The sequence below is a fragment of the Agromyces sp. SYSU T00194 genome, from assembly GCF_040496035.1.
Taxonomy (GTDB): domain Bacteria; phylum Actinomycetota; class Actinomycetes; order Actinomycetales; family Microbacteriaceae; genus Agromyces; species Agromyces chitinivorans.
In genome coordinates this window covers 690,166-712,559 of sequence record NZ_JBEPJZ010000001.1, presented here as the reverse complement: position 1 = coordinate 712,559, position 22,394 = coordinate 690,166, and the positions used below count along the sequence as shown (strand labels likewise).

Genomic DNA, 22,394 nt, shown 5'->3' with positions numbered 1-22,394 from the left:
TGCACTCGCCTGACCCGGGGGTGCCGGGGCCGGGCGGATGCTACGCCGCGGACGCCTCGTCGAGCGACTCGAGCTTCGCGGTGAGGTCGGCGTCGGTCGGCTCGACGACGTGCGTGCCGTCGGGGAAGACGATGACGGGGATGCTGGTGCGGCCGCTGATCGCCTTCGCGCGCTCGGCGCCGTCGTACTGCTCCTCGAGGTCGACGTAGTCGTAGTCGACGTCGAGGCGGTCGAGCAGCGCCTTGGAGCGGCGGCAGTCGCCGCACCATTCGGCGCCGTACATGGTCACGCGGGCAGGCTGAAGCTGTGGTGCAGGGGAAGTCACATCAGGAGACTACGCCGACGAGTTGTGAGGTATTCCCAGCTTCGCTCGGTGCGGGCTCGCGGCCGACCAATCGGATGAACCCGCTGAGCTGGGTCAGCCCGTCGGGCGTGAACGGCAGGTAGTCGAGCAGCCCGGGCGAGTACAGCAGGTAGGCGGCGACCTTCGCGCGCGAGACGGCGACGTTCAGGCGGTTCTTCAAGAGCAGGAAGTCGATGCCGCGCGGCACCTCCGCGGCGCTCGACGCGGCGAGCGAGACGATCGCGACGACCGCCTCCTGGCCCTGGAACTTGTCGACCGTGCCGACGGGCACATCGGTGAAGCCGGCGTCGTCGAGTCGCTCGCGCACGAGGGCGAGCTGCGCGTTGTAGGGCGTCACGACGATCAGGTCGGCCTGCTCGAGCGGCCGGGGCGCCGCGGCGGCGGGGGCGGTGCCGTCGTGCGCGTCGGTGTACGCCCGCCCGAGCAGCGATGCGACGATCGCGACGACTTCGGCCGCCTCCTGCGGCGACTCGGTGGCGTTGCCGGCGTGCGCGATCGGCACGGGGTGCAGGCCGGGCTCGACCCCGCCGAGGGTGCGCAGCGCAGCGACCGGGTGCGAGTGCAGCGCCCCCTCGTACGACAGGCGGGAGACGGATGCGGCGACGTCGGGGTGCATGCGCCGGCTCTCGGCGAGGAACGTGCCGAACTCGGCGGGCAGCACGTCGTGCCCGTCGGCGACCCAGCCGAGTGCGGAGCCGTCGACCGGCTCGGGGTGGATGCCCTGGCTCACCTGCGGCAGCTGCTGCGGGTCGCCGAGCAGCAGGAGGTTGCGGGCCGCGACGCCGACCGCGATGGTCGACGCGAGCGAGAACTGCCCGGCCTCGTCGATGACGAGCAGGTCGAGGCTGCGGCGGTCGAAGCGGCCCAGGTTGGCGAAGTCCCAGGCGGTGCCGCCGACGACGTAGCCGGATGCCGCGTGGGCGCGGGTGTACTCGCCGACCCCGTTCTTGGCGATGGCGGTGAACGCCGGCTCCGGGGCAGCCGGGTCCTTCGGCGCCTTGGCGACCAGGTCGGCGTCGAGCCCGGCGTCGACGACGCGGTCGAGCAGGTGCTCGACGACCGCGTGCGACTGCGCGACGACGCCGATGCGCCAGCGGTGCTCGGCGACGAGGCGGGCGATGACGTGCGAGCCGACGTAGGTCTTGCCGGTGCCGGGCGGGCCCTGCACGGCCAGGTACGACTCGTCGAGGTCGAGCAGGGCGTCGGTGACGGATGCGACCGGGTCGGCGCCCGTCGGCAGGCCGCCGCTGCGCGTGCGCGGCGGCACGCGCCGGAGGATGTCGGCCGCCGGATTGCGCGGCCAGTCGGGCAGGGTGCGCACGAGGTCGCGCGCCCATTCGGCGATCGCGCCCTTCTGCGCGCCCGCGTTCGGCGGCGGGCTCGGGGCGAGGGCGCTCGGGAGCAGGCGCCACGGCTCGGCGTCGTCGCGCAGGATCTCCTCGATCACCACGCCGTCGTCGCGCACCTCGAGCACGTTGACGGTGAGCGGTACGCGCGTCGTCGGGCGTGCCCCGGGCAGGCCGAACGGAGCGGGCGGCTCGTAGAGCGCGAAGGGCTTCGCGCCGGTGGAGAACCGGCTGCCGGGGGCGATGCGCCCGCGCAGCAGCACGTGGCGACGCGGCTTGCGCTGGCGCGAGTCGTCCTCCATGAACCAGTCGCGCAGCACCGCCGACGCGGCGGGCTCGACGACGAGCACGTCGCGCGTGTCCTCCCACTCGTCGATCGGCTGCTCGAGGCGGAAGAAGTGCGCCCACCAGAAGCTCTTCTGCTCGCGCTCGTGGTAGTCGATCGCCGCGGCGGCGAGTGCGAGCGCGGTGCGCTCGGGGTCGCGGTCGCGTGCGAGCGGGTCGCCGGCGCGGTCGAGCAGTTCGGCCGCGAGCGGCGACGACTCGACCGTGGCGTCGGTCGCGTCGGGCAGCGGTGCGGGCGCGACACCCTCGTCGCGGGCGCGCTCGAGCAGCCAGTCGCGCAGGCGCAACGTCGAGACGCAGTCGTAGCGGTTGTAGTCGGCGAGGTCGTCCAGCACGACCTGCGCCGCCTCGGCGTCGCCCGTGGCGAGCAGCTCGCGCGCCCGCACGTACTCGAGGATCGAGTCGCCGCCCGACTTCACCTCGGCCTCGCGCAGCTCGTCGCCCATGTACAGCGGCTCGAGCTTCTTGATCGAATACGACCGGCTGCCGACGCGCACGCCCCGCTTGACGATGGGGTAGAGGTCGACGAACACGCCCTCGCGCAGCAGCTGGTCGACCGCGGCCTCGCCGACGCCGTGGCGCGCCGCCATGGCGAGCAGGTGCGTGCGCTCGTAGCTCGCGTAGTGGTAGATGTGCAGCCCGGGGTGGCGACGACGGCGCTCGGCGACGAACGCGAGGAACGCCTCGAGCGCCCGGCGCTCCTCGGCGAAGGTGTGCGCCCAGATCGGCGTGAACTGCTCGCCCGTGTCGACCATGCCGAACAGGTAGTCGATGCCCCACCACGACCCCTCGCCCTCGGAGTAGAGCGGGTCGCCCTCGAAGTCGAAGAAGAGGTCGCCCGGGTCGGGCTCGGGAATGGCCGCGAGCGCCGACGCGTCGCGCACGTGGAACGGCGGCGGCGCGGGCGGTGCGTCGGGGTCGGGCACGGATGCCCCGGAGTCGACGCCGCCCTCGGAGCCCGCCGCCTCGGCGCCACCTGCACCGGCATCCGCCTCGGCCTCGAGCTGCAGCCGCGCCTGCTCGCGCAGCCCGTCGAGCACCGACGGGCCGATGCCCTCGACCTCGCCGTGCGAGGCGGCCAGGTCGTCGATGGTGCGGATGCCCGCTGCCGCCAGCCGCGCGCGCTGGCCGACGCGCATGCCCGCGACGAGCAGCACGTCGCGGTGCGCCTGAACCTCGAGGTCGCAGGTGGGGCAGCGTCCGTCGAGGGCGTAGCGCTCGTCGCCCCAGGCGACCGGTTCGGTGTCGGCGAGGCGTTCGTCGATCACCTGGCGCAGGCGCGCGAGGCGGAGGCGGTACGCGGGCATGAGGTCGTCGATGCGGTGGCTCGAGACCGTGCCGTCGCCGAGCAGCAGCTCGGCGGTGTCGGCGCGCGGCACGCCTAGCCGGTCGAGCTGCTCGGCGTAGGCGGCGAGCTGCAGCAGCGCGGTGACCTTGGCGCGGCGGGCGAGCTTGGTGTCCTGCACGAGGTAGCGGCCGTCGGCGTCGCGCACGATGAAGTCGGCGAACCCGATGAAGTCGTCGGTCGCGAAGGTGGCCTGGAACACCACGTCGGCACCGCGCGCGAACGCGTCGTTGGTGGCATCCACAGCCGCCTGCACCTGGTCGGCGTCGCGCGTGTCGGGGCGGGCGATCTGGGCGACGCCGTCGCCGAACTCGGCGACGTACTCGGCCAGCCGGCGGTCTTCATGCGCATCGCCGAGGCGCGCCGAGCGCTCGAGCATCGCGTCCTCGGGGTCGGGCACGGGTGCGCAGCGGCCGAGCTTCGCGTCGAGCGCGCGCAGGAACGCGAACTCGCACTCCGACGCCTTCTTGAGATCGCTGGCGCTCGTGACGACCCGGCCGTCTCGTACGAACATGCCGCTCCTCGCCTGCCGGGCTCGGGTGGCCCGACACCCTCACGGTAGCGGCGACGGGCGACACCGGCAGCGCCGGCGCGGCGCTCGAGGCGGCTGTGACGCCGCGTCAGGTGGAGTTGCCCGGAGCCAGACACTCGTACGAGCCGGATGCGTCCCTGCGCATGCGCGCCACGACCGACGTGCTGCCGCCGAGTTGAAGTCCGCTGATGGCGGTGAGGGTGAAGGTGATCTGCGCCTCGGTGTCGTCGGGCAACGGCGAGTAGACGTCGCCGCTGTGGCTCCTCGGCGCACCGGCACCGGTCAAGACGTAGGGTGTCTGCGTCGGGTCATGGGGGATTCCGGTCAGGCTGCCGAAGAGGCTTCCCGGGACATCGGAGGTCACCGAGAACGCGAGCTGGGCGCCGACCGGTATCGGCTGCTGTGAGCTGAATCGATAGTCGAGGTGGAAGCCCGTGTTGCAGAACACCGACAACTGGAACTCGACGGTCGGGAGCTCGGCCGACGCAGCGACCGCGGGCGCGGTTGCCGCGACGGCGATCGCGGGGACCGACCATGCGGCCGACCGCGTCAGTGCGCGGCGGGTGAGGCCCGTCGTCTCGTCGGTGCTGCGTGGTGCGTCTGCTGCGTCGTGCATGCGTGGCTCCTCCGTCTGAGGCGTCGTGTGCCCGTCGAACCTGCGCATCGGGCATCCGTGCCGCGGCGCTCCGCCCAGAGTAGGGGAGCACGCCCGCCGAGCACCAGTGTTCCGGCCGATCGGGTCCGCTCGCTACGGAGCCGAGGTCAGACCCGGGTGCACCGGTAGACGTGGCTGAGGCCCTCGCGGCGCATCGTGAGGGCCGACGTGGTGTCGCCGGCGAGCACCAGGCCGTCGAGTCCCTCGACGAAGATCGAGACGGTGCCGGTGCCGTGGTTGCCGAGGCTGAACGAGATGTCGATGACCCCGTCGAAGTCGGCGCCCGTGCCCGTGACGATGTACGGCCCGTTGCCCGTTCCCGCGTGCGTGAACTGCGGCGTCGCCGAGAAGGAGCCGCTGCCCGTGTGGCTCAGCGTGATCCGGATCTGCGCGCCGACCGCGAGCACGCCGGCGTCGATGCGGAACGAGCCGTTCGCGCCCGTGCCGCAGTCAGCCGTCACGATCACGGGGCGGGTCGGCGCGCCACCGCCGTCGCTGGCGGCGTACGCCGGCACCGCGGTTGCGAGCGCCACGACGGGCACCGACCAGGCGGCGGTCCTGGCGAGCGCACGGCGGGTCATGCCGGTCGCTGCCTCATCGGTGCGTGCGGCGTGGTCGCGTGCGGTGTCGTCGGCGTCCTTCATGGCGTGCCCCCATCTCCGGGCGCCCCGCCCGATGCGAAACACCGGGGCCCGCGCCCCGGTGCGTCTGCAATGCTACGCGAAACCCCGGCCCCGCGACGGGTGTCGGGTCCGGGGGGTCAGGTGGCGGATGCCACGTCGGCGCCGGCCCCCGCGCCGAGCGCCCCACGCGCCAGCCCGAGCATCCCCTCGACCGCGCGGCCGATCATCGAGCCGCGCTCGCCGGGGTCGCCCCAGCGCACGAGCGCCTGCGCGTTGAGGCCGTCGATCATGCCCAGCAGCTGCCACGCGACGGCGTCGGGGGTGTCGGTCTCGAACTCGCCCGCGGCGACGCCGGCCTCGACGAGCTCGCGCAGCACGTCATGCCAGGCGTCCATCTCGCCGCGGATGGCGCTCGCGAGCGCGTCGCTGCGACGGCCCATCGACCAGGCCTCGACCCACACGACGGTGACGTCGTCGCGTTCGGCGTCGAGCAGCGTGTCGATCGCGGCCGACAGCCGTGCGGTCGGCGTCGGCAGCTCGGCGAGCATCGCGGCGACCTCCTCGATCTCCTCGGAGACGATCGAGGCGAACGTCGTGGCGACGAGCGCGTCCATGTTCGGCTGGTAGTGCGAGACCAGAGCGGGCGTCACGTCGATGCGCGCGGCGATGCCGCGGAGGGTCAGCGCCGAGAGGCCCTGGTCGAGCGCGAGCGACCGGGCCGCGGCCTGGATCTGCTCGGCCCGCGCCTCGGGCGACTTCCGGCCGGCGCGGCGGCGAAGCGGTGGTGTCATCGCAGACGAGTCTAGGCAGACAGTTGTCGATGAAGGGGTGCGCCGCGCCGGTATTGACCATATGATCAACAACAGCGACGCCCCGAGGAGGCCCGATGACCTGGCGCATGCCCGCCGAGACCGATCCGCACGAGCGCACCTGGATGGCGTTCCCGCGCCCCAACCTCACCCTCGGCGAGTCCGAGGCCGACGGTGACCGCGCCCGCGAGGCGTGGACCGCGGTGGCCCACGCCGTCGCGGAGTTCGAGCCGGTCACGATGGTCGTCGACCCCGTGGCATCCGCTCACGCCCGCAGCATGCTGGGCGACCACATCGCGCAGGTCGAGGCCCCGCTCGACGACTACTGGATGCGCGACATGGGCCCCACGTTCGTGCTCGGCGACGACGGCGCGCTGGGCGCGGTCGACTGGGTCTTCAACGGCTGGGGCGCCCCCGCCTGGGCGCGCTGGGAGCACGACCGCGAGATCGCGCGGTTCGTCGCCGGGCAGGTCGACGTGCCCGTGGTCTCGTCGATGCTCGTGAACGAGGGCGGTGCGATCCACGTCGACGGCGAGGGCACCGTGCTCGTCACCGAGACCGTGCAGCTCGACCCGGGTCGCAACCCCTACGCCGACAAGGCCCGTGTCGAGGCTGAGCTCGCGCGCACCATCGGCGCGACCAAGGTGATCTGGCTGCCCCGCGGCCTCACCCGCGACTACGACGACTTCGGTACCCGCGGCCACGTCGACATGGTCGCGACGATCCCCTCGCCCGGCCGCCTGCTGCTGCACGCCCAGAACGACCCCGAGCACCCCGACTTCGAGGTCACCCGCGAGCTGCGGGCCTTCCTCGAGACCCAGACGGATGCCGCGGGGCGCCGATTCGACATCATCGACCTGCCCGCACCCGCGACGCTGCGCGACGAGCACGGCTTCGTCGACTACAGCTACGTGAACCACCTCGTCGTCAACGGCGGCGTCATCGCCTGCGGCTACGGCGAGGAGCGGGCGGATGCGGCGGCAGCCGAGATCCTGGCCGACGCGTACCCCGGGCGGGAGGTCGTCACCGTCGACGCGCGGGAGATCCTGGCCCGCGGCGGGGGCATCCACTGCATCACGCAGCAGCAGCCGGCCGTGGGTGCCGGCGGTGCCGGCGGAGCCGCTGCGGGTACCGAGGGAGGCGCCCGATGATCGAGGTGCACGAGGCGTCCATCGCCGACCTGCGGGCCGCGCTGGAGGACGGCCGCGCGACGAGCGAGCAGCTCGTGCTGGCGTACCTCGCGCGCATCGCGTACTTCGATCGCGGCGGCATCCGCCTGAACGCCGTGGTCGTGCCGAACCCCGAGGCGCTCGACGAGGCGCGTGCATCGGACGCCCGCCGCGCGCGCGGCGAGGTGCTCGGGCCGCTCGACGGCATTCCGTACACCGCCAAGGACTCGTACGCGGTGCGCGGGCTCACCGTCGCGGCGGGCAGCCCCGCGTTCGCCGATCTCGTGGCGGGCGACGACGCGTTCGCGATCTCGCGGCTGCGCGCGGGCGGGGCGATCTGCCTGGGCCTGACGAACATGCCGCCCATGGCCAACGGCGGCATGCAGCGCGGGGTCTACGGCCGCGCCGAGAGCCCGTACAACGCCGACTACCTCACCGCGGCGTTCGCGTCGGGCTCGTCGAACGGGTCGGGCACCGCGACCGCCGCGTCATTCGCCGCGTTCGGACTCGGCGAGGAGACCTGGTCGTCGGGCCGCGCGCCCGCGTCGAACAACGCGCTCTGCGCCTACACGCCCTCGCGCGGCGTCATCTCGGTGCGCGGCAACTGGCCGCTCGTGCCCACCATGGACGTCGTCGTGCCCCAGACCCGCACCATGGCCGACCTGCTCGCGGTGCTCGACGTCATCGTCGCCGACGACCCCGAGACGCGCGGCGACTTCTGGCGCGCGCAGCCGTGGGTGGAGCTGCCGCCCGCCTCCGAGGTGCGGCCGGCGTCGTACGCGGCGCTGGCGCCGGGTGGGGCGGATGCCTCGGGGGCGCGCGCCGCGCTCGCGGGGCGGCGCTTCGGCGTGCCGCGCATGTACGTGAACGCCGACTCCGAGGCCGGCACCGCCGACCGGCCGGGCATCGGCGGCCCGACCGGCCGTCGCATCGAGACCCGCGCGTCGGTGATCGAGCTCTGGCAGGCCGCGCGCCGCGACCTCGAGGCCGCCGGCGCCGAGGTCGTCGAGGTCGACTTCCCCGCCGTCACGAACTACGAGGGCGACCGGCCGGGCGCGCCCACCGTGTGCACGCGCGGGCTCGTGAGCCCGGAGTTCCTGCACCACGAGATCGTCGACCTGTCGGCCTGGGCGTGGGACGACTTCCTCGCCGCCAACGGCGACCCGGCGCTGCCCGGCCTCGCCGACGTCGACGGCGCGCAGATCTTCCCGCAACCCGAGGGCGCGCTGCCCGACCGCTACACCGGGTTCGACGACGACATCGCCGAGTACCCCGCGCACGTGGCCGCGCACCCCGGACGCGCCCTCGCCGACATCCCGCATCTCGAAGACGGGCTGCGCGGCCTCGAGGAGACCCGGCGCGTCGACCTCGAGGCGTGGATGGACGGGCTCGGCCTCGACGCGGTCGTGTTCCCGGCGGTGGCCGACGTGGGCCCGGCGGACGCCGACGTGTCGGAAGGCTCCGCCGACCTGGCCTGGCGCAACGGCACCTGGGTCGCCAACGGCAATCTCGTGCCCCGGCACCTCGGCATCCCGACGGTCACCGTTCCGATGGGGACCATGGCCGACATCGGGATGCCCGTGGGCCTCACGTTCGCCGGCCGCGCCTACGACGACACGGCGCTGCTGGCGCTCGCCGCGGCGTTCGAGGCGACCGGCGCGCGCCGCACGTCGCCGCCGCGCACGCCGCCGCTCGTGGGACGCTGACCGGGGCATCCGCCCGGCACCCGGCGCTACGCTTGCGTGGAGCGCGTCGCATGTCGGGAAGGGGGTCGGTGATGGGCTGGGCAGACCTGTTCCGCCGCCGACCCAAGCGGTTCAAGATGGAGCCGTACCGGGCGCCGGAGATCAACCCCGACCAGCCGCTGCTCGAGCACGTCATCGACGACGGCGTGATGGTCGCCCGCTACAGCGCGCGGCTCACCCTGAAGAACCGCATCATCGTCGGTGCGCTCCGCGGCGAGGACGCGTTCGACGGCGAGCGCTACGAGACGGTCGCACGCGAGATCCTGGATGACCTCGTCGAGGAGCTCGAAGGCTCGGCCGAACGGGTCCACGCGGTCAAGCGCAAGGCCTTCAGCCTGCCCGGCAAGGCCGCGCACGAGCACGACTACCGCTCGCGCGACCTGCGCAACCTCGAGCACCGCGAGGAGGTCAACCAGGCGGTCGCGGCCAGGCTGCGGGTCATCCGCGACTCCGACCAGTCGGTGCAGGTGCTCGTGAAGCTCGCGCGCGACGATGCGTGGGCCGAGATCGGTGGGGAGATCGCGCGGCGCACGGCCGAGACCTGGCACCGGTACGAGCAGGACCCCGACTACGAGCAGGGGCGCGAGCGGCGCATGCGGCTGCTCATGCGCGAGGTGGCGTTCGAGGTGAAGCAGTCGCGCGAGGCTGCCGACGGTGCGCAGCACGCCGACTGACGCGTGCCTCGGGGCCGGAGCCCGCTCAGGGCGCGACGGCGGTACGGGCCGTGACGGTGATCACGGTGAACTCGGCCGGCGCGACCAGTGCGACGCCGATCACCACGTGCAGCCGCCCCGCGGCGACGTCGGCCGGCGTGGTCGTGGTCGAGTCTGCGCGCACGAAGCAGGCGTCGTCCGGGGCGGTGCCCCGGAACGCGCCCGCCCGGAACAGCCCGTCGAGGAAGTCCGCGACCATGGCGCGCACGCGCGCCTGCAGGTTCGCGTCGTTCTGCTCGAACACCGTCCAGGCGAGCCCGCGCTCGATGCTCTCCTCGAGGAAGTTCACCGTGCGGCGCACCGGCACGTAGCGCCACTCGCGGTCGGACGAGTGCGTGCGCGCCCCCCAGACGAGCACCGATCCGTCGGTCGCCTGCCGCAGCGCGTTCACCCGCAGGTCGGTGAGACGGCCGATGTCGTCGTCGCGCATCGACGTCGCGAGGCCGCCGATGCCCGCCAGGGTGGCATCCGTTCCCGCCGGCGCCTTCCACACCCCGTGGGTCGCATCGGTGCGTGCGAACAGGCCCGCGATCGCACCCGACGGCGCGCGCAGGGTGTCGGCGGCCCGCAGCGGATCGGCGCCCGTCACGCGCGGCGCGTAGACGGCCGCGTCCGGGCTGTCGGGAAGGTGCGCGAGGTCGGCGGCGCCGACCGAACGGGGATCGAGGCCGGCGGGCGCGTCGAGCACCGCCATCGCACGGCGCCGGGAGGCGAAGTCGACGACGGCCGCGACGACGGGTGCGCTGAGCTCGAGCGCGGCGAGCGGGTCGCCCCGCCGGGCGACACCCGGGGAGCCGTTCGGCGGCACGACCACGAGGCCGACGTGCTCCGACACGGCGAGGGCGCGGATGCCCGTGGCATCCGTCGCCCCGAGCAGGTCGTCGTCGGCGACCGAGCCGTCGTCGTCGCCGACGCGCACCACGATCGCCCGGCGCCCGCCGTTGCGGAAGAAGTCGCGCACGGAGTAGCCGAGGTGGCTGCGCGACGTGAGCGGTCCGAAGGCGCGCTCGAACTCGCCCCAGCTGCGGATCGGCACGGGCGAGTCGCGCGGGCCGCGCGTCGCGCCGCCGACGAATCCGGTGACGGAGGTCTCGACCGGCGTGATCGGGGGCGGCCCCGGCTGCGGGACCTCGCGCACGAAGACCCCGGGCGACAGCCTCCGGTCGGTCACGCGGCGCCCTCCCCTCGCGGTGCGGTGCGTTCCCCCGAGTCTACGAGGGTCGCCGCGCCGGGCCGTGGCGAGACCCGTCGAAAAGCTGCGCTCTGCGCGCTGGGACCGCAGTTTTTCGACGGCTCTCGCGGTGGGGCTGGGTGAGACCCGTCAAGAAGCTGCGCTCTGCGCGCTGGGACCGCAGTTTTTCGACGGGTCTCGGCACGTGGCGGCGGGTGGCGGGCTGGGGGTGGCGGGGCGGGCGGATGCGTCAGGGCATCCGCTCGCGGAGCCAGGCGAGGCCCGCGAGGCCCTGGTCGAGCTGGAAGCGGCGGAGGGTCGGGATCGCCGGCACCTCGGGCTGCCCGGCCGCGTCGAGGCAGAACCCTGTGAAGCCCGCGATCGTGCGCGTGGCGGTGTCGGGGTCGAGGCCCGCGAAGACCGGATGCTCCGCGAGCAGCGCCTCCACGTCCGCGGCCGGGTCGTACAGGCGCACGTTGACGAGCAGCAGGAACGCGTCGAACCAGGCGGCGCCGACCGCAGCCCACGGCCAGTCGACCAGCACGACCTCGCCGGCCGGGGTGACGAGCAGGTTGTCGGCCCGCGCGTCGAGGTGGGCGAGCCGGTCGCCACCGATCTCCCCGAGGAGCTCGATCGCCATCGCGGCGAGCCGGTCGAGGCGGGTGCGCACCCACGCGTCGTCGTCGGGCGCGAGCGCCGGCAGGCGCCCGGGGTCCGCGGCGAGGCGCTCGAAGCCCCGTAGGTCGTGGCCGATCGCGTCGGGCACCCGCGGCAGGGTCGTGGCGAGCTCCGGCGGGGCCGGCCGCGAGGTCAGCGCGTCGAGCGCGTCGAGCACGGCGATCACCTCGTCGCGCTGCCAGGGGGTGTGCGGATGCCGCCCCGCGACGTCCTCGAAGACGACGGCGATCCAGTCGCCGCGGTCGATGACGCCGAGTACGCCCGGTGTCGGCAGGTGCGCCGGAAGCGCCGCGGCGATCGCCGCCTCCTGGCGGTGCAGCTCGACCGCCCGGGCGTTGATCGCGGCCGACGCGGTCTTCACGAACGCGCGCCTCCCGTCCGCGGTCACGACGCGGTCGGCGGAGCCGGGGGAGAACCCGGCGGACTGGCTGTCGGCCGAGACGACGCGCGACCCGAGCACGTCCTCGACGGCCGCGCGCAGGCTGGCGGGAACCTCGCCCCAGGGCATCCGGCTGCCCGACCCGTGCACCGCCATGCGTGGAACTGTAGCGGGCGGCGGATGCGGCCGGCCGGCCGATTCCGCAGGCGCACGCGCCCGGGCGGGCCGACGGGTCAGCTCACCTCGACGGTGACCTGGTGGTGCCCGGTCGCGCCGTCGGGGGCGACGGTCGTGCGCTCGTCGGTCTGCACCTCGCCGGACGCGCTGCGCGCACGCACCCGCAGCACGTGGCTGCCGGGCTCGGCCTGCCACTCGTGGCGCCACTGCACCCAGGTGTCGTCGGAGATCGCGGTCGCGAGCTCGGCCTCCTGCCACGGGCCGTCGTCGACCTGCACCTCGACGCCGGCGACGCCGACGTGCTGGTGCCAGGCGACGCCCGCCGCGACGGCGGTGCCCGGTGCGACGGTCGCGCCGTAGCGCGGCACGTCGATGCGGGAGTGCAGCTTCACCGGCCCGCGCTCCGACCACCCGCGCGGCGTCCAGTACCCCTCCGCCCGGTCGAACCGGGTCACCTCGAGCTCGGTCACCCACTTCGTCGCCGACACGTAGCCGTAGAGGCCGGGCACGACCATGCGCACCGGGAAGCCGTGCTCGGCGGGCAGCGGCTCGCCGTTCATGCCGACCGCGAGCAGCGCCTGCCGGTCGTCGGTCAGCACCTCGAGCGGGGTGCCGGCGGTCCAGCCGTCGATCGAGCGCGACAGCACCATGTCGGCGTCGGGCGACGGACCCGCCTGCGCGAGCAGGTCGCGGATCGGCGAGCCCAGCCACATCGCGTTGCCGATGAGCGAACCGCCCACCTCGTTCGACACGCACGCGAGGGTGACCGCGTGCTCGACGAGCGGCAGGGCGAGCAGCTCGTCCCACGTGAGCGTCACCTCGCGGTCGACCATGCCGTGCACGCGGATGCTCCAGTCGGCCGGGTCGATCTCGGGCACGCGCAGCGCGGTGTCGATGCGGTAGAACGTCTCGTTCGGCGTGATCACCGGGGCGAGGCCGTCGATGCCGAGCTCGGCGCCGGACGGGATCGGCGGTGCCGGCGTCGCGGGCGTCGGCAACGAGAGCGTCTCGCGCACGGCGTTCACCGCACGGGCGCCGGCCTGCATGGCGAACGCGCCGAGCGCGGCGAGCGCGCCGATCGCGGCGGCGCCTCCGGCCCAGCCCAGGAAGCGGCGGCGGTCGATGGCGGCGCCGGGTGCGGCTGCGGCACCGGGCGTCGGCCGAGGTGCGGGCATCGGCTCGGGCGCCGGCGTGGAGGCGGCGCCGGTCGCCCGAGCGGGCTCGTGGGCGGGGGTCGTGGCGAGGGCGTGCGCGGGTGCGCCGGAGGCATCCGCCCGCGCCGTCACCGGAAGGCGCTTGAGCAGGGTGCCGAGGGCGGATGCCGCGGCGACGGCAGCGACCGCCGAGGGCACCCAGTCGAGCGGGGTGGCGTTCGCGCGCGACGTCGCGGCGAGGAAGCCGACGACGCCGAGCGCGACGAACACGACGCGCCCCCACGGCGGGCGCCGGCGCTCGAGCACGCCCGCCCAGACGGCGACGGCGAGCAGCACGATCGCGATGCCGACGAGGAGCGCGACCTTGTCGGCCGTGCCGAACAGCGCGATGGCGGCGTCCTTCGCCCACGGCGGCGCGAGGTCGACCAGGCCCGAGCCGATCACGGTGAACGGGCTGCCCGTCTGGGCGATGAGCGCCGCGGTGAGCTCGCCGAGGCCCGCGCCGAAGATCGCGGCGGCCGCGCCGGCGGTGCCCGGCAGCAGCCATCCGGGCAGGGGGCGTCGCGGCGAGTCGGCCATGCTCCCACGCTAGGTCCTGCCGAGGTCGCCCGGGCGCGCGTGGGTGAAACGTCAGCGGTTCGTCACAATTGCGGGCGCGCCCGCACGCGATGCGGCAGTGCCGCGCGTCGCACCCGTCGATGTCGGCGGGCGGGCGTAGCGTGCGGCACATGAGCGAGCACCCCGTCACCGAGTCGATCGACCTGCCGGCCACCGGCAGCGACGCGTGCCCCGACTGCGGCTCGGGCAGCACGGTGCAGGTCGTCTACGGCCTCACCGACGCGGTGCTCGACGAGGCGATCGCCGGCGGCGACGTCGTGCACGGCGGCTGGTTCCCGACCGACTACGCGCCGACGCGCCACTGCAAGGGCTGCGGCGCCGAGTGGGTCGACACCGACGAGTACCTGGGCGCCATCAGGGGCTGACCGCGCCGCGCACGGAGGGCGTGCGGGGTGGCCGGCGACGCGGCCCGGGGCATCCGCTCAGTCGGCCACCGGCTCGCGCACCGGCTTCGGCGCGAGCGCGGCCCGCAGGCGGTGGCGCATCCACCACTTGTGCGCCTCGACGACGGCGACCACCGGCACGAGCAGGGCGACGCACTCGAGCCACTCCCACCCGGTGAGCGAGACGGTGCCGAGCATCTCCTGCAGGAACCCGAACTCGGTGGTCGCGACGAGCAGCAGCACCGGCCAGACCAGGATCTTCGCGGCCGACGCGATCGGCGGCAGCAGGCCCGATTCCGGGGCCCGGCGCATGAGCAGCGCGCTCAGCACCGTGGCCAGCCCGACCACGATGTACACCATGGTCATCGACGCACTGGGTGCGGTCGGGCTCGGGTCGTCGGGCCCCCAGACCAGCGGCACCAGCGAGACGACGAAGATCGCGAACCCGTAGAGCAGCCACTCGAAGATCGACGCCGGGTTCGCGACGCCCTTCCTCGGGTCGCGCGGCGGACGGTCCATGATGCCCGGCGGCGTGGGATCGGCGGCGATCGCGAGCACCGCGAACAGCGTGATGAAGAAGTTCAGGAACAGCACCATGCCCGGGAACATGGCCACGCCCTCGTTGATCGCGAACGCGCTCGCAGCGAGGAACAGGAAGATCATCGAGAACAGCTGCGACATCTGGAAGCGCAGGTAGGAGACGATCTTGTCGTAGACGACGCGCCCCAGCTCGACCGCGTGCACCAGGGTCGAGAAGTTGTCGTCGGTGAGCACGAGCTTCGCGGCCTGCTTCGTGACCTCGGAGCCCGAGCCCATGGCCACGCCGATGTCGGCCTGCTTGATCGCCGCCGCGTCGTTGACGGCGTCGCCCGTCATCGCGACGACCTCGCCCTGCTGCTGCAGCATGCCGACGAGCCGCAGCTTGTCCTGCGGGGTGACGCGACCGAACACGTGCAGGTGGCCGAGCCGGGAGTTCAGCTGCGCGTCGTTGAGCTTGCGCAGGTCGGCGCCCGAGATGGCGCCCGGGCCGAGGCCGAGCTCCGCGCCGATCGCGCCGGCGGTCACCGCGTGGTCGCCCGTGATCATGCGCACCTCGATGCCCGCGCGCTGCGCGAGCTCGACGGCGTCCTTCGCCTCGGAACGCAGCGGGTCGACGATGCCGACGATGCCGACGAGCACCAGGTCGTGCACCATCTGCTGCGGGTCGCGCAGCAGCGGCGCCTCGTCCGCGTCGTCGAGCACGCGCATCGCGAGTGCCAGGGTGCGCAGGCCCGACGCCGACATCTCCTCGAGCGCCGCCGTCGCGGCATCCGCATCGGCCGGCACCACCTGGCCCGAGGGGTCGACCATGCCCGTGCACCGACCGAGCACGATGTCGGGCGCGCCCTTGACGAACTCGACCAGCCGGCGCTCGCCGTCGACCTGCATGCGGTGGAAGGTCGCCATGTACTTGTAGTCGGAGTCGAAGGGCACCTCCGTGACGCGCGGGTAGGTGCGGCGGGACTCGTCGGCGTCGACGCCGATCTTGGCACCCAGCACGACCAGCGCGGCCTCGGTCGGGTCGCCGATCACGTCGCCGTCGGCCGAGACGGATGCATCGTTCGGCAGCACGAGCGCCTGCGCGAGCTTGCCCGGGTGCACCTCGACCTCCTCGCCCGCGGGGGTCAGCACCCGGCCCTCGAACGAGTACCCGCCGCCCGTCACCGACAGGTGCACGCCGCCGAACCAGACGGTGCGCACCGTCATCTCGTTCAGCGTGAGGGTGCCGGTCTTGTCGGAGCAGATCGCGCTCGTCGCGCCGAGCGTCTCGACGTCGTTGAGGCTCGTCACGATGGCCTTCTGCGCGGCGAGGCGGTTCGCGCCCCAGCCGAGCAGGCTCTGCACGAACGCCGGCAGGCCGGTCGGGATCGCCGAGATGGCGACCGCGGTGCCGAGGAAGAGCAGCTCGTCGAGCTCCTGGCCGCGCAGCAGGCCGATCGCGATGATGATGGCGACCGCCGACCAGGCGATCACGCCGAGCACCTTCGTCAGGCTGTCGAGCTCGCGCCCGAGCGGGGACTTGCCCGACTCGACGCTGGTCAGCAGCGCCGCGATGCGGCCGACCTCGGTGCGCATGCCGGTCTCGACCACGACGATGCGGGTGGTGCCGCGCGTGATCGACGTGTTCTGGTAGACCATCGAGGTGCGGTCGGCGAGGGCGGCGTCCGCGCCGGTCGCGGTCGGGCCCTTCGGGATCGGCAGCGACTCGCCCGTGAGCGCCGCCTCCTGGGTCTCGAGGTTCGCGGCGCGCAGGATGCGCCCGTCGGCCGGCACCAGGTCGCCCGCCTCGAGCTCGACCACGTCGCCCGGCACGATCGCCGTCGCGTCGACGAGGCGCAGCACCCCGCCGCGCACCACGCGGGCCTGCGGCACCTGCAGCTTCGCCAGCGCATCGACGCTGCGCCGGGCCTTGAGCTCCTGGCTCGTGCCGCGCCAGACGTTGTAGAGCACGAGGATGCCGACGATGATCGCCGTCGAGACCTGGCCGATCAGCAGCGACACGATCGCGACGATCACGAGCATGAAGGTCATCAGCTCGAACAGCTGCTGCAGCGCGATGCGCACCCAGCTCGGCTGCGGCGCGGCCGCGAGCGCATTCTCGCCGTACTCGGCCAGCCGGCCGTTCACCTCGGACTCCGGCAGGCCGTCGGCCGGGTCGACGCCGAGCTGCGTGGTCACCTCGTCGAGCGACATGCTCCACCAGGTGGTGCCGGGCGACTCGTCCGGCGTCGTCGTCGTGCTCGTTGCAGCCGTGTCGCTCATCCGGTGCGCCTCCCCGCGTCGTACGTCGCCAGCCTAGTGACGATGCCCCGCGCGGGGACATGCGGATCCGGCGGTTCCGCGTCGGCGGGGCCGGCGCCGCTCAGGAGGGCTGCTCGCCGCGCAGCATCAGGCGCGCCCGGGCGAGGATGGTCGTGATCACGACGACGACGACCGCGACGATGGCCGCGACGGCGGCCGGCGTCGAGAGCAGGTCGCCGTCGAGCCGCGCGATCGCGACCCAGTTCAATCCCCAGCAGAGCGACAGCGTCGGCGCGATGCGTCCGCCGCCGCGCACGGCGACGGCGACGCCGACGAGCCCGGCGATCGCGAGCACGACGACCGCCCAGGCATCCGCCCCGATGCCCCAGCCCCCGAACCCGGCCGCGACGAGGCCGGCGGTCACGTTCGCGGCGGTCGCGATCGCCACCCAGCCGAGGTAGAGGCCGACCGTGCCGTCGGTGACGAGCGCGTCGAGCGCGTTCGCCGGTCGCCACCGCAGCAGGGTGAGGAACGCCACGACCAGCACGCCGAGCAGCACGGCGATGATGGGGATGCTGAGCCACAGCACGTCGAACTGGATCGACAGGATCCACGCGGCGTTCAGCAGCAGCGACGCGGCGACCGGGTAGCCGACCCGGCGGTGTCGCTCGGCGGAGCGCTGCGCGGGCAGGAACTGCCAGACCGCGTAGGCGATGAGGCCGAGGTAGATCACCGACCAGATCGAGAAGGCGCCCTGCCCGGGGGCGATCGGGGTCGCGTCGGCCGCGAGCGCGCCACCCGCCGCGTCCTGGATCGGCGTGCCCCCGGCGGCGCCCGACCCGATGAACGAACCGACGATGGCGAGCACGGCACTGATCGCGACCGTGAGCTGCCGGGCGAGGTCGTTCGGGGCGCCGTCGCGGGCGGATGCCCCGGGGCCGGTCGCCTCCGCCTGCCCGGCGGGGTCAGGGTCCGCGCCTCCTGGGCGCGTCGTGGTCTCGTTGGCTGCGGACATGTGCTGCCTCCTGACGTCGATCTCAAGCTAGGCCTCGCCGCGGGTCGCGGCCACGCCTTGCGCGGCGGGTCGGCGCCGCTGTAAGGGGTTCGGCCGGGCGGCCCTGCTCGGATGCAGTCGGCATCGCGAATGCATGCACCGGCGGGGCGGACGCGGCGCGTCCGCATGCTTCCGCGGCGATCGGGCGGATCTGCATGCAGCCGATGCGGCCGCTGCCGGCAGGGGGCATCCGTAGACTCGGCGGATGCAGGTGCCGCAGCAGACCGGGGACGTGACGCGCGACTGGTACACGCGATTCGCCGCGGTCGAGGCGCACGGGCAGTCGGCGACGTACGAGGCGTGGGCGCTGGGGGTCGCGGGCGACGACGAGGTGCTCGACCGCATCCGGGAGCTGCCGCGGCCGAAGCGCCAGCCGAACCTGGTCTTCGCCTGCTCGCGGCTGCTCGGCGCCCCGGAGGGCCCCTACGCCCGGTGGCGCGAGTGGCTGCTCGGGCACTGGCACGAGGTGGCGGATGCCACGCGCACGCGCGCGACGCAGACGAACGAGCCGCGTCGCTGCGCCGTGCTGCTGCCGCCGCTCGCCCGCATCGACGGGCCCGTCGCGCTGCTGGAGGTGGGTGCGTCGGCCGGGCTCTGCCTGTACCCCGACCGCTACGCGTACCGCTACGACGACGGGCCGGTGCTCGGCGACTCGGACGTGCTGCTCGAGTGCACGACGAGCGGACCGGTTCCCGTGCCCGAGCGACTCCCCGAGATCGTGTGGCGCGCGGGCATCGACCTCGCGCCCCTGTCGGTCGACGACGCGGACGACATGCGGTGGCTCGAGACCCTCGTCTGGCCCGAGCAGCACGAACGGCGCGAGCGCATCCGCCGCGCGATCGCGATCGCCCGCCGCGAGCCGCCGCTGCTCGTCGCAGGCGACGGGCGGCAACGGCTGCGTGCGCTCGCCGCCGAGGCGCCGACGGATGCCGCGCTGGTGGTGTTCCACGCCGGCACGATCGTCTACCTCGGGCGCGACGAGCGCGCCGCGTTCGCCGACGAGGTGCGCGCGCTGGTCGCCGAACGGGCCGGCACGCGCTGGCTCTCCCTCGAGGGTCAGGGCGTCACGCCGGGCGTCCAGCCCGACGGCACCACCGCGTCGTCGCGCTTCGCGCTCGCCGACGGTGGCCGGCTGGTGGCGCTCGCCGGTGCGCACGGCCAGTCGCTCGACTGGCTGCCCGCTGCGCGGAGCGCGGCGGCGCCGACGGTCAGTCGGTGGTCCAGGTCCAGCCCTCGTCGGTCATCAGCACGGTGACCTCGATGAGGTCGCCGTCGTCGAACGACGTGAGGCAGGTGTAGGAGTCGCCCGACGCCAGCAGGGTCGGTGCCTCCCCGCAGTCGGTCTCGGTCGCCCGCCACGGGGCGCCGTCGGCCTCCGCCTGCGCGTTCCAGTCGAACGTGACGTAGTACTCGACCTCGGCCGGGTCGAGCTCCCACTTCGCGGTCTTGTCGGCGTCGCCCGCGGCGGCATCCGCCTCGCCGTCGGCGGACTCGTCGTCGACGACGACCGGCTCCTCCTCCACCACGGGTGCCGGTGCCTCCTGCGACGTCTCGTCGAGCTCCCCGAACGCCTCCTCGAGCTCCGCCTGGACGAGCGGGTTCGTCAGCGCGTAGACGATCGTCATGACCAGTGCGACGACGAGCGTCACGCCGCCGACGACGATGCCGATGATGCCGAGCGCCTTCGATGCGGTGCGCCGGCGCCGGCGCACCGCGACCACGAGGGCGATGATGCCGAACGCGATCGCCTGGATGCCGAGCAGGGCGCCGAGTCCGGGGATGAGGAACGCGACCACGAACGCCACGCCGGCCGTGATCACGGCCGCGAGCGAGAAGCCGCCGATGCGGCGGTCGGGTTCGGGGGCCGGCGCGGGCGCGGCAGCGTCCGTCGGGGCGGCGTCGGCCGCCGGCTCGAGCACGGCGGTGGCGGTGGCGGTGGGGGTGCTCCACGCCGCCTGCTCGCCGGCGACGTCGGCGACGGGGGCGTCCGGAACCGGGACGGCGGGCACGCCGGGGGCGGTGTCGGCACCCTGCGCCGGGGCCTCGGGCGCGGCCGGCTCGCCGACCGCGTCGTCGCCGGTCACCGGGGGCACGGGCGGGGTGGTCGGGTCGTCGCTGTGGTCGGGCATGGGGGTCCTCTCGATGGCTGTGCACCGAGGGTACGTGGGCGGACCGCGGCGGGCCGACGCCTGTGGACGGTCGGGTCCGCACGTGAGCGACGGTCCGCAGGCTCAGCCTGCGGGGTCCTCGCCGACGATCCCCTCGTGGATGCGCCGCAGGTCCTCCATGAGCGAGCCGATGAGCACCCAGTGCGTCGAGCGCGGCGGCGCGAGCGACAGCGGCGCGGTGAGCACCGGCATCTCGGTCGTCATGGGCTCGGGCTCCCGCTCGGCGGGCCGCACGAGCAGGCGCACGTCGTGCGCGGCGCGTTCGAGCTCGTCGCGGATGGAACGCACCGACGGCTCGTCGTGGAGCGACGCGTCGTAGTGGTCGTGGAACGCGCGCGTCATGCCGATCAGCTGCGTGGTGATCGGGCGCAGCCGCTCCACGAGCGCCTCGAGGTGCTCGAGCTCACGCCGGTGCGACTGCCGGCGCGGGTTCAGGGCGAGCGACTCGCGGGCGTCCTCGAGCGCCTCGTGCGCGGCATCCGTCATCGGGCGCAGCAGCCGGGCCTCGATCATGACCCCCGAGACGTCGGCCGGCGACTGCGGGGTGGCGAGCCCGGCGGCGAGGCGGTCCATCGACGCGGCGACCTCGAGGCCCAGGTCGACGACCGCGCGACGCGCCGGTTCGACGAGCACGGGCGGCACGATGAGCGCGTTGACGACGATGCCGATGAACGCCCCCAGCACGGTCTCGAGCACCCGGTCGAGCGCGTACTGCGGCGTCGCCTGCCCGAGGGCGAGCACGAGCATGGCGCTGATCGCGACCTGGTTCGACGTGCCGGAGGTCAGGCGCAGCCCCCACGAGGTGAGGCTCGCGACGACGATCGCGAGCAGCACGACCCAGGACGCGGAACCGAGCAGGAGCCCGATCACCGACGCGAGGATCACGCCGACGATCACGCCGACGCTGCGCTCGATGCCCTTGCCGAGCGACTGGTTCACGCTCGGCTGCACGACGAGCAGCGCGGCGATCGCCGCGAAGATCGGCAGCACGCCGGGGAACAGCCAGCCGCCGACGAGCCAGGCCGTGATCGTGGCCGCGATCGACTTGGCCACCTGCAGCAGCGGCAGCCGCCTGGTCGCGCGGAACCCGCCGGCGAAGCGCATGGCTCCACGCTAGCGCGCGGTGCGCCGGGGAGCGGGCGGCGCCGGCCCAGCCGCATCCGCCCGCCGTGCTCAGGAGGAGCGCCGTGCTCAGGAGGAGGGCCGTGCTCAGGAGGAGCGCCGTGCTCAGGAGTAGATGGGCCCGCCGAGGTACTTGAGCCCGGAGTCGCACGCGATCGTCACCACCCGGTGGCCGGGGCCGAGTTCGACGGCGACGTCGATCGCCGCGCACACGTTGAGCCCCGTCGAGCCGCCGCCGAAGACTCCCTCGGTGCGGGCGAGGGTGCGGCACATCTCGAACCCCCGCTCCTGCTCGATCGCGCGCACCTCGCGCAGCACCGACCGGTCGAGGAACGGCGGATGCAGCGTGACCGCGATGCCCTCCACGTGGTGCGAACCCGACACCCCCGTCGTGAGCAGCGGCGACTCGGCGGGCTCGACCGCGACCACGGCGGGGTCGGCACCGGATGCCCGGAACCCGGCGAGCGCGCCCATGAGCGTGCCGCCCGTGCCGACGGCCATGCAGAACGCGTCCGGTGCGCCGCCCAGCTGCGCGGCGATCTCCTCGCCGATCGGGCGGTAGCCGCGCGGCACGTCGGGGGAGCCGAACTGGTCGGCGTAGTACGCGCCCGGCTCGTCGGCGAGCGCACGGGCCCGCGCCTCCATCCGGTCCTTGAGCGCCGGGGTGATGCCGCCGCCGTGGCTCGGCTCGACCAGCACCCTCGCGCCGAACGCCTCCATCGCCTGCCGCTTGCTGTCGGAGAACGCGTCGGAGAACACCGCGGTGAAGCGCAGGCCGAGCACGCCCGCGACGAAGGCCAGCGAGGTGCCGGTCGAGCCGCCCGTGTACTCGACGACCGTGTCGCCCGGCGAGACGTCGCCGCGCTCGAGTGCCGCGGTCAGCACGGAGACCGCCATGCGGTCCTTGTGCGAGGCCGTCGGGTTGGCGCCCTCCAGCTTCACCCAGACCTCGGCCGCGCCGTCGGGCACCACGTGCCCGAGTTGCACCAGCGGGGTGTCGCCGATCGCCGCGAGTCCACCGGTCATGCCGCCGCCAGCCATGGTCGCCCCCGTCCGCCGGACC

18 protein-coding genes are annotated in these 22,394 nt (G+C 74.1%); 5 read left to right on the top strand and 13 right to left on the bottom strand.

The window, feature by feature from the left end:
* Positions 1-40: 40 nt before the first annotated feature.
* The 5 genes from ABZK10_RS03270 to ABZK10_RS03250 form a co-directional block, all read right to left on the bottom strand.
* Positions 41-283: a glutaredoxin family protein gene (locus ABZK10_RS03270; RefSeq protein WP_353809591.1), complete on the bottom strand. Its 243-nt coding sequence runs from the start codon at positions 281-283 to the stop codon at positions 41-43.
* Positions 284-326: 43 nt separating this feature from the next.
* Positions 327-3,914: a TM0106 family RecB-like putative nuclease gene (locus ABZK10_RS03265; protein ID WP_353807757.1), complete on the bottom strand. Its 3,588-nt coding sequence runs from the start codon at positions 3,912-3,914 to the stop codon at positions 327-329.
* Positions 3,915-4,020: 106 nt separating this feature from the next.
* Positions 4,021-4,548 (bottom strand): hypothetical protein, encoded by a 528-nt coding sequence (locus tag ABZK10_RS03260; protein ID WP_353807756.1) that lies wholly within the window; start codon positions 4,546-4,548, stop codon positions 4,021-4,023.
* 146 nt (positions 4,549-4,694) lie between these two features.
* Positions 4,695-5,231: a hypothetical protein gene (locus ABZK10_RS03255; protein ID WP_353807755.1), complete on the bottom strand. Its 537-nt coding sequence runs from the start codon at positions 5,229-5,231 to the stop codon at positions 4,695-4,697.
* 116 nt (positions 5,232-5,347) lie between these two features.
* Positions 5,348-6,001, bottom strand: a complete 654-nt coding sequence (locus tag ABZK10_RS03250; protein WP_353807754.1) for a TetR/AcrR family transcriptional regulator — start codon at positions 5,999-6,001, stop codon at positions 5,348-5,350.
* A gap of 95 nt (positions 6,002-6,096) precedes the next feature.
* Between ABZK10_RS03250 and ABZK10_RS03245 the strand changes: the two genes are divergently transcribed.
* The 3 genes from ABZK10_RS03245 to ABZK10_RS03235 all read left to right on the top strand — a co-directional run bounded on the left by ABZK10_RS03245 (position 6,097) and on the right by ABZK10_RS03235 (position 9,607).
* On the top strand, positions 6,097-7,170 hold the full coding sequence (locus tag ABZK10_RS03245; RefSeq protein WP_353807753.1) for an agmatine deiminase family protein: 1,074 nt from the start codon (positions 6,097-6,099) through the stop codon (positions 7,168-7,170).
* Complete coding sequence (locus tag ABZK10_RS03240) at positions 7,167-8,894, top strand: amidase (RefSeq protein ID WP_353807751.1); 1,728 nt, start codon at positions 7,167-7,169, stop codon at positions 8,892-8,894. Before ABZK10_RS03245 ends, ABZK10_RS03240 begins: the two co-directional genes overlap by 4 nt.
* A gap of 71 nt (positions 8,895-8,965) precedes the next feature.
* Positions 8,966-9,607: a hypothetical protein gene (locus ABZK10_RS03235; RefSeq protein WP_353807750.1), complete on the top strand. Its 642-nt coding sequence runs from the start codon at positions 8,966-8,968 to the stop codon at positions 9,605-9,607.
* Between the two features lie 25 nt (positions 9,608-9,632).
* Here ABZK10_RS03235 and ABZK10_RS03230 read toward each other — a convergent pair whose 3' ends face one another.
* From ABZK10_RS03230 to ABZK10_RS03220, 3 genes are all read right to left on the bottom strand, one after another.
* The gene (locus ABZK10_RS03230; RefSeq protein WP_353807749.1) at positions 9,633-10,817 is read right to left on the bottom strand and encodes a phage tail sheath family protein; all 1,185 of its coding nucleotides are present in this window, start codon (positions 10,815-10,817) and stop codon (positions 9,633-9,635) included.
* Positions 10,818-11,067: 250 nt separating this feature from the next.
* Positions 11,068-12,030 (bottom strand): hypothetical protein, encoded by a 963-nt coding sequence (locus ABZK10_RS03225; RefSeq protein WP_353807748.1) that lies wholly within the window; start codon positions 12,028-12,030, stop codon positions 11,068-11,070.
* A 77-nt stretch (positions 12,031-12,107) separates the two neighbouring features.
* Complete coding sequence (locus tag ABZK10_RS03220; RefSeq protein ID WP_353807747.1) at positions 12,108-13,784, bottom strand: molybdopterin-dependent oxidoreductase; 1,677 nt, start codon at positions 13,782-13,784, stop codon at positions 12,108-12,110.
* A 149-nt stretch (positions 13,785-13,933) separates the two neighbouring features.
* Here ABZK10_RS03220 and ABZK10_RS03215 point away from each other — a divergent pair, with 149 nt between their 5' ends.
* Positions 13,934-14,188: a hypothetical protein gene (locus ABZK10_RS03215; protein ID WP_353807746.1), complete on the top strand. Its 255-nt coding sequence runs from the start codon at positions 13,934-13,936 to the stop codon at positions 14,186-14,188.
* Between the two features lie 57 nt (positions 14,189-14,245).
* Here ABZK10_RS03215 and ABZK10_RS03210 read toward each other — a convergent pair whose 3' ends face one another.
* Together ABZK10_RS03210 and ABZK10_RS03205 are read right to left on the bottom strand one after the other, a co-directional pair.
* Positions 14,246-17,008: a cation-translocating P-type ATPase gene (locus tag ABZK10_RS03210; protein ID WP_353807745.1), complete on the bottom strand. Its 2,763-nt coding sequence runs from the start codon at positions 17,006-17,008 to the stop codon at positions 14,246-14,248.
* A 100-nt stretch (positions 17,009-17,108) separates the two neighbouring features.
* The gene (locus ABZK10_RS03205) at positions 17,109-18,002 is read right to left on the bottom strand and encodes a TspO/MBR family protein (RefSeq protein WP_353807744.1); all 894 of its coding nucleotides are present in this window, start codon (positions 18,000-18,002) and stop codon (positions 17,109-17,111) included.
* A gap of 244 nt (positions 18,003-18,246) precedes the next feature.
* On the opposite strand from ABZK10_RS03205, the gene ABZK10_RS03200 reads away from it, so the two are divergent.
* Positions 18,247-19,296, top strand: a complete 1,050-nt coding sequence (locus ABZK10_RS03200; RefSeq protein ID WP_353807743.1) for a DUF2332 domain-containing protein — start codon at positions 18,247-18,249, stop codon at positions 19,294-19,296.
* Here ABZK10_RS03200 and ABZK10_RS03195 read toward each other — a convergent pair.
* The 3 genes from ABZK10_RS03195 to ABZK10_RS03185 all read right to left on the bottom strand — a co-directional run bounded on the left by ABZK10_RS03195 (position 19,250) and on the right by ABZK10_RS03185 (position 22,357).
* A complete protein-coding gene (locus tag ABZK10_RS03195; RefSeq protein WP_353807742.1) occupies positions 19,250-20,170 on the bottom strand; it encodes a hypothetical protein in 921 nt (306 codons plus the stop codon). The two genes, ABZK10_RS03200 and ABZK10_RS03195, sit on opposite strands and share 47 nt — an antisense overlap.
* A gap of 102 nt (positions 20,171-20,272) precedes the next feature.
* Positions 20,273-21,313, bottom strand: a complete 1,041-nt coding sequence (locus tag ABZK10_RS03190; protein WP_353807741.1) for an FUSC family protein — start codon at positions 21,311-21,313, stop codon at positions 20,273-20,275.
* Between the two features lie 123 nt (positions 21,314-21,436).
* A complete protein-coding gene (locus ABZK10_RS03185) occupies positions 21,437-22,357 on the bottom strand; it encodes a PLP-dependent cysteine synthase family protein (protein WP_353807740.1) in 921 nt (306 codons plus the stop codon).
* Between the last annotated feature and the right edge of the window lie 37 nt (positions 22,358-22,394).

Bases quoted from the DNA above. Each gene is read 5' to 3' on its own strand.
- ABZK10_RS03270 (WP_353809591.1), bottom strand. From the start codon at position 283: ATGTACGGCGCCGAATGGTGCGGCGACTGCCGCCGCTCCAAGGCGCTG.
- ABZK10_RS03265 (WP_353807757.1), bottom strand. From the start codon at position 3,914: ATGTTCGTACGAGACGGCCGGGTCGTCACGAGCGCCAGCGATCTCAAG.
- ABZK10_RS03260 (WP_353807756.1), bottom strand. From the start codon at position 4,548: ATGCACGACGCAGCAGACGCACCACGCAGCACCGACGAGACGACGGGC.
- ABZK10_RS03255 (WP_353807755.1), bottom strand. From the start codon at position 5,231: ATGAAGGACGCCGACGACACCGCACGCGACCACGCCGCACGCACCGAT.
- ABZK10_RS03250 (WP_353807754.1), bottom strand. From the start codon at position 6,001: ATGACACCACCGCTTCGCCGCCGCGCCGGCCGGAAGTCGCCCGAGGCG.
- ABZK10_RS03245 (WP_353807753.1), top strand. From the start codon at position 6,097: ATGACCTGGCGCATGCCCGCCGAGACCGATCCGCACGAGCGCACCTGG.
- ABZK10_RS03240 (WP_353807751.1), top strand. From the start codon at position 7,167: ATGATCGAGGTGCACGAGGCGTCCATCGCCGACCTGCGGGCCGCGCTG.
- ABZK10_RS03235 (WP_353807750.1), top strand. From the start codon at position 8,966: ATGGGCTGGGCAGACCTGTTCCGCCGCCGACCCAAGCGGTTCAAGATG.
- ABZK10_RS03225 (WP_353807748.1), bottom strand. From the start codon at position 12,030: ATGGCGGTGCACGGGTCGGGCAGCCGGATGCCCTGGGGCGAGGTTCCC.
- ABZK10_RS03220 (WP_353807747.1), bottom strand. From the start codon at position 13,784: ATGGCCGACTCGCCGCGACGCCCCCTGCCCGGATGGCTGCTGCCGGGC.
- ABZK10_RS03215 (WP_353807746.1), top strand. From the start codon at position 13,934: ATGAGCGAGCACCCCGTCACCGAGTCGATCGACCTGCCGGCCACCGGC.
- ABZK10_RS03210 (WP_353807745.1), bottom strand. From the start codon at position 17,008: ATGAGCGACACGGCTGCAACGAGCACGACGACGACGCCGGACGAGTCG.
- ABZK10_RS03205 (WP_353807744.1), bottom strand. From the start codon at position 18,002: ATGTCCGCAGCCAACGAGACCACGACGCGCCCAGGAGGCGCGGACCCT.
- ABZK10_RS03200 (WP_353807743.1), top strand. From the start codon at position 18,247: ATGCAGGTGCCGCAGCAGACCGGGGACGTGACGCGCGACTGGTACACG.
- ABZK10_RS03195 (WP_353807742.1), bottom strand. From the start codon at position 20,170: ATGCCCGACCACAGCGACGACCCGACCACCCCGCCCGTGCCCCCGGTG.
- ABZK10_RS03190 (WP_353807741.1), bottom strand. From the start codon at position 21,313: ATGCGCTTCGCCGGCGGGTTCCGCGCGACCAGGCGGCTGCCGCTGCTG.
- ABZK10_RS03185 (WP_353807740.1), bottom strand. From the start codon at position 22,357: ATGACCGGTGGACTCGCGGCGATCGGCGACACCCCGCTGGTGCAACTC.